This is a genomic window from Thauera phenylacetica B4P, from assembly GCF_000310225.1.
GTDB lineage: Bacteria > Pseudomonadota > Gammaproteobacteria > Burkholderiales > Rhodocyclaceae > Thauera > Thauera phenylacetica.
Genome location: NZ_AMXF01000236.1, coordinates 1 through 6,327, shown reverse-complemented (window position 1 = coordinate 6,327; position 6,327 = coordinate 1). Strand labels below are relative to the sequence as shown.

The window sequence follows — 6,327 nt, the reverse complement described above, 5'->3', positions numbered from 1 at the left end:
GGCCGCGATCGCGCTCGCGCGCAGGCAGCGTGTGCGCCGGCCGGTGGCCGCGAGCAGGAAGGCGAGCACGCCGCCCACGGCCGCGCCGCCGAGCGGGCCGCTCACGCTCTCGCGCTCGGCGACCGTGCCGGCGAGCGGGAACTTGGGCTGCAGGCTGTCGGCGTCGAGCATGCCCCAGAAGCCGCCCACCGTTCCCTCGAGGCGGCGCTTCCACGGCTGGTCGATGGCCTCGATGAGGTTGTAGTCCCAGCCCTCGGCGTGGGCACGATGGACGAATTCGCGGATGTAGCGCGCCTGGTTGACCCGCGAGGGTTTCGATTCCTCGCGCTGGCGGCCCGCGCTCGGCCAGCCGGTCTCGCCGATGAGGATCTCCTTGCCGGCGAAGTGCTCGCCGACGTGGCGCCGGGTGTCGGCCACATGCTCGAGCGCGAGCTCGATGTCCACCGGCTCGTCCTCCCAGAAGGGCAGGATGTGCACGGTGACGAAGTCGACCTCGGCGGCGAGGCTGTCATGGCGGGTCCAGAACTCCCACACGTCGGCGTAGGTGACCGGCACCTGCGCGTGCGCCTTGGCGTGGCGGATGAGCTCGCGCATCTCGTCCTCGGTGCGCTCGCGGCGCAGCAGGACCTCGTTGCCGACGATGAGCGCGCGCACGACGTCGGCGTTGGCGTTGGCGAGCGCGATCGCGCGTTCGAGCTCGCGCGCGTTCTTCGCCTTCTCGTAGCCGATCCAGGCGCCGAGCAGCACCTTCAGGCCGAGCGGGCGGGCGAGCTCGGGGACGTGCTCGAGGCCCTGGTCGATCGAGTACAGGCGCACGCAGTCGGTGATCTTCGCCAGCGCGGCGAGGTCGGCGGCGATCTGCTCGCGCTCGATGCGGGTGTCCTCGATCAGCGGGGTCTGCCCGGGGCGGTGATACGGTGCGTAGGACACGCAGCGCAGCTTCTCGCCGTCGGCGAGGTGCAGGTCGTGCATGGGCACCGGGCGCGTCTGCTGCCACAGCATGGCGGCGAGCAGCAGCAGCATGGCGATGCTGGCGATGAGCAGGGCGAGCCAGAGCTGGCTGCGGTCGGTGCGTGGAGCGAAGATCACCGTGTCCGGTTCCTTCCAGGTTCGAGGGGAGGCGCGGGGCGCCGGCCGAATGCAAAAAAAGAGCCACGCCCGCGGGCGTGGCTCCTGCTTCCGGGGCTGGCGGATTCTACCAGCGCTCGGGGCGTCGTTCGCCGCTTCGGGCGGCGCTTACTCGGCGTAGTCGTTCATCGGCACGCAGGCGCAGAACAGGTTGCGGTCGCCATAGACGTCGTCGATGCGATTGACGCTGGGCCAGAACTTGTTCTCGGCCACCCAGGGCAGCGGGAACACCGCCTGCTCGCGCGCGTAGGGCCGGTTCCAGTCGCCGAGGAAGTCGGCCTGGGTGTGCGGCGCGTGCTTGAGCGGGTTGTCCTCGGCGGGCCAGGTGCCGGCCTCGATCTGGCGGATCTCGTCGCGAATGGCGATCATCGCGGCGACGAAGCGCTCGAGCTCGCCGAGGTCTTCCGACTCGGTCGGCTCGACCATGATCGTACCCGCCACCGGGAAGGACATGGTCGGCGCGTGGAAGCCGTAGTCCATCAGGCGCTTGGCGATGTCGACCTCGGAGACGCCGGTCGCCGCCTTGATCGGGCGGATGTCGAGGATGCACTCGTGCGCGACGCGGCCCTGGCTGCCGGTGTAGAGCACCGGGTAGTGGTCCTTGAGGCGCTCGGCGAGGTAGTTGGCGTTGAGGATCGCCACCTCGGTCGCCTGCTTGAGGCCCTCGCCGCCCATCATCGCGATGTACATCCACGAGATCGGCAGGATGCTGGCCGAGCCGAAGGGCGCCGCCGAGACCGCACCCTGGCCCAGGTTGGGCCGGCCGGCGCCGCCGGTGGGCTGGATCACGTGGTCGGCCATGAAGGGCGCGAGGTGCGCCGCCAGGCCGATCGGCCCCATGCCCGGACCGCCGCCGCCGTGCGGGATGCAGAAGGTCTTGTGCAGGTTCATGTGCGAGACGTCGGCGCCGATCGTCGCAGGCGAGGTCAGGCCGACCTGGGCGTTGAGGTTGGCGCCGTCCATGTACACCTGGCCGCCGTGCTGATGAACGATTGCGCAGATCTCGCGGATCGACTCCTCGAACACGCCGTGGGTGGAAGGGTAGGTGATCATCAGCGCGGCCAGGTCGGCGGCGTGCTTCTCGGCCTTGGCGCGCAGGTCGGCGACGTCGACGTTGCCGTTGTCGTCGCACTCGACCACCACGACCTGCATGCCGCACATCTGCGCGGTCGCCGGGTTGGTGCCGTGGGCGGACTTCGGGATCAGGCAGATCTTGCGGTTGGCCTCGCCGCGGCTGGCGTGGTAGCGCGCGATCGCCACCAGGCCGGCGTACTCGCCCTGGGCGCCCGAGTTCGGCTGCATGCTGATCGCCGGGAAGCCGGTCACCGCGCGCAGGTAGTCGGCCAGGCCCTCGATCATCTCGAGGTAGCCGGCGGCCTGCTCGCGCGGCGCGAACGGGTGAATGTTGGCGAACTCCGGCCAGGTGATGGGGATCATCTCGCTGGTCGCGTTCAGCTTCATCGTGCACGAGCCGAGCGAGATCATCGAGTGGTCGAGCGCGAGGTCCCGGTTCTGCAGCCTCTTGAGGTAGCGCAGCATCTCGTGCTCGGTGTGGTGCGTGTTGAACACCGGGTGGGCGAGCACGGCGTCGCTGCGCAGCAGCTCCGCGGGCAAGGCGCCGCCGGCGGCCGCGACGCGGGCGTCGAGCACGCTGACGTCGGTGGAGGCGCCGAAGCAGCCGAGGATCGCGGCGACGTCGTCGCGGGTGGTGGTCTCATCCACCGCGAGGCCGAGCGTGGTGCCGGAGACGCTGCGCAGGTTGTAGCCGGCTTCGGCTGTGGCGCGCAGGATGGCGGGGGCGCGCGCGCCGACCTCGACCTCGACGGTGTCGAAGAAGGGGCGGTCGTGCAGGCCGAAGCCGGCCTCGCGCAGGCCGGCGGCGAGCACCGCGGCGAGGCGGTGGATGCGCGCGGCGATGGTGCGCAGGCCCTGCGGGCCGTGATACACGGCGTAGAAGCCGGAGAGGTTGGCGAGCAGCACCTGCGAGGTGCAGATGTTGGAGTTCGCCTTCTCGCGGCGGATGTGCTGTTCGCGGGTCTGCAGCGTCATGCGCAGCGCGGTCTTGCCGCGCGCGTCCTTGGAGACGCCGATGATGCGGCCCGGCATCGAGCGCACGTAGCCTTCGCGGGTGGCGAAGAAGGCAGCGTGCGGGCCGCCGAAGCCCATCGGCACGCCGAAGCGCTGCGCCGAACCGAGCGCGATGTCGGCGCCCATGGTGCCGGGGCTCTTGAGCAGCACCAGGGCCATGAGGTCGCTGGCGACCGCGACCACGGCGCCCATGGCCTTGAGCTCGGCGATCGGCGCGCTGAGGTCGACAACCTCGCCGCGCGCATTCGGGTACTGCAGCAGCGCGCCGAAGCAGTCGTGGCTGCCGGCCTCGGCGGCCTTGCCGTAGACGAGCTCGTAGCCGAAGTAGTGGGCGCGGGTGCGCACCACGTCGATGGTCTGCGCGAAGCAGGCCTCGTCGATGAAGAACACGTTCGACTTCGACTTCGACACGCGGCGCGCCATCGTCATCGCCTCGGCGGCGGCGGTGGCTTCGTCGAGCAGCGAGGCGTTGGCGAGCTCCAGGCCGGTGAGGTCGATCACCATCTGCTGGTAGTTGAGCAGGGCTTCGAGGCGGCCCTGGGAGATCTCGGCCTGGTAGGGCGTGTAGGCGGTGTACCAGCCCGGGTTCTCGAGCACGTTGCGCAGCACGACCGCGGGGACGTGGGTGCCGTAGTAGCCCTGGCCGATCAGGGACTTCTTCACCACGTTGCGGCCGGCGATCGCCTTCAGGCGGGCGAGCGCCTCGTGCTCGGGCATCGCGCCGGCGAGCGGCAGCGGCGACGCGAGGCGGATGCCGGCGGGCACGGTCTGCTCGATCAGGGCATCGACGTCGGCGACGCCGATGGTCGCGCACATGCGCGCGATCTCGCCGGCGTCGGGGCCGAGGTGGCGGTGGACGAAGGCGTCGCGCTGCTCGAGGCGGGCGAGCGGGGCGGAAAGCAGGGTGTCGGTCATGGTCAGGCCTGGGCGATTTCCGCTTCGTAGGCCGCGGCATCCATCAGCGCGGCGACGTCGGCCGCGTTGGCAGGCTTGAGCTTGAACAGCCAGTTGGCGTAGGAGTCGGCGTTGATGCTCTCGGGAGCGTCGATCGCGTCCTGGTTGTTGGCGACGACTTCACCGGCCACGGGGGCGTAGATGTCGGAGGCGGCCTTGACCGACTCGATCACCGCGCAGGCTTCGCCGGCGGACAGCGCGCGGCCGGCTTCGGGCAGCTCGAGGAAGACGATGTCGCCGAGGGCTTCCTGGGCGTGGTCGGTGACGCCGATGGTCAGGGTGCCGTCGTCCTCGACGCGGATCCATTCGTGGGACTTGGTGTACTTGAGGGTGCTGGGGACGTTGCTCATGGTGTTCTCCGGTCGGGAAGTCGGGTGTGCGGTGAAGGGGGGGCGAGATGCGTGCTTGCGTCCGCGTGGTCGGTCAGGTGCGGCGATCAGGTGAGGACGCGAGAAAAGGGCGGCTGGCTGGCCGCCCCGGTGATTGGGGTCAGACGAGCGCCTTGCCGTTGCGTACGAAGGGCAGCTTGACGGCGCGCGCCTGCAGGCGCTTGCCGCGGATGTCGACCTCGACGGCCTCGCCCGGCTGGGTGGCGAGCGGGACGCGTGCGAAGGCGATCGACTTCTCCAGGGAGGGCGAGAAACTGCCGCTGGTGGTCTCGCCCTCGCCGGCCGCGGTGAAGACCTTCATGTGCGAGCGCAGCACGCCCTTGTCCTCGAGGATCAGGCCTAGGAGGCGCTGGCTGGCCGGCTTGGCCTGCATCGCGGCGCGACCGACGAAGTCGCGCGCCGCGTCCTTCAGGTCCACCGTCCACGACAGGCCGGCGTTCAGGGGCGAGACCTCGTCGTCCATGTCCTGGCCGTAAAGGTTCATGCCGGCCTCGAGGCGCAGCGTGTCGCGCGCGCCCAGGCCGCAGGGACGCACGCCGGCGGCGACGAGCGCGTTCCACATCGCTTCGGCGCGGCTGGCGGGGACGGCGATCTCCAGCCCGTCCTCGCCGGTGTAGCCGGTGCGCGCGATCAGCAGGTCGCCCACGCGCGCGCCCACGAAGGGCGCCGGCACGCCGTTGGCGGTGGAGAGCTCGGGCAGGGCGGCGGTGGCGCGCTCGATCGCGCGCGGACCCTGGATGGCGATCATCGCCAGGTCGCGGCGTGCCTGCAGGGTCACGTTGGCGCCGGTGGCGGCGATGCGCTGGCGCATCCAGGCGACGTCCTTGTCGGCGGTGCCGGCGTTCACGACGATGCGATAGTCGGCCTCGCTGAAGCGGTAGACGATCAGGTCGTCGATCACGCCGCCGCGCTCGTTGAGCATGCAGGAGTAGAGCGCCTTGCCGCTGTCCTTGAGCTTGGCGACGTCATTGGCGAGCAGGCCGCGCAGCCAGGTCGTCGCGTCCGGGCCGGCGAGGTCGAGGGCAAGCATGTGCGAGACGTCGAACATGCCCGCGTCGCGACGCACCGCGTGATGCTCCTCGATCTGCGAGCCGTAGTTCACCGGCATGTCCCAGCCGGCGAAATCGACCATGCGTGCGCCAGCGGCGACATGGGCGGCGTGGAGGGGGGTCTGCTTGGCAGCGATAGTCATCGCGATGGCGCTCCGTCAGGGTGAACGAAAAAGGGGCGGGCACGGCTCCTCGCCGCGCACGCCCCATCTGTCCTTTTACCTGAGAGATTTTCCGTTGCCGCGCGGCAGCCTTCAATATATAGATGCTGCGGCAGATGACGGTGTGCCCCTTCGGTGGGTACGCCGGCGCCCTGCGCCCGTACCGCTCTCCAGACTTTTGCTGCGCACGCGGTCCTTTTGCCTGAGCGGTTCCGGGGGTTGCGCCTTCGGCGACTCCATCTAGGAGTTCTCTCCCGCGTGTCGCGCGGACGATAACACTAGCCCCCGCCGCGCCGCAACCGTGACGGAGGCATTGCCGGACGCCCGCGCAGGCTCCAGCTTGCGCGCCCCTCGCTCGCCAGCGTCTGCCGTATCACCGGCGCGGAGGAGCGCTCCCTGGCACCGCGTCTCCGTGTGACCCGATCGATGCCCGCCCGCCGCAAAACCGCCCACCGGCGCGCCAACTTTGCAGCCGTTCCTGCAGGAGCGCCGGCAGGCGCGAACGGGCGCGGCGGCGCCCCGCATGGGTTCATCAGTATTTTTGCTGTTTTTTGTACT

The 6,327-nt window shown here is 70.2% G+C and carries 4 protein-coding genes and 1 riboswitch; all 4 genes read right to left on the bottom strand.

The features are described from left to right. Window positions 1-1,089: glycoside hydrolase family 17 protein (locus C667_RS19245; protein WP_004376991.1), on the bottom strand; the 1,089-nt coding region annotated here is incomplete at its 3' end. Between the two features lie 147 nt (window positions 1,090-1,236). Beyond that, the gene (gene gcvP, locus C667_RS19240; RefSeq protein WP_039922293.1) at window positions 1,237-4,131 is read right to left on the bottom strand and encodes an aminomethyl-transferring glycine dehydrogenase; all 2,895 of its coding nucleotides are present in this window, start codon (window positions 4,129-4,131) and stop codon (window positions 1,237-1,239) included. Window positions 4,132-4,133: 2 nt separating this feature from the next. Then, window positions 4,134-4,520, bottom strand: a complete 387-nt coding sequence (gene gcvH / locus C667_RS19235) for a glycine cleavage system protein GcvH (protein WP_004376986.1) — start codon at window positions 4,518-4,520, stop codon at window positions 4,134-4,136. A 139-nt stretch (window positions 4,521-4,659) separates the two neighbouring features. After that, complete coding sequence (gcvT, locus tag C667_RS19230; protein ID WP_004376984.1) at window positions 4,660-5,751, bottom strand: glycine cleavage system aminomethyltransferase GcvT; 1,092 nt, start codon at window positions 5,749-5,751, stop codon at window positions 4,660-4,662. 198 nt (window positions 5,752-5,949) lie between these two features. Beyond that, window positions 5,950-6,036: riboswitch (glycine riboswitch) on the bottom strand. Window positions 6,037-6,327 lie beyond the last annotated feature (291 nt).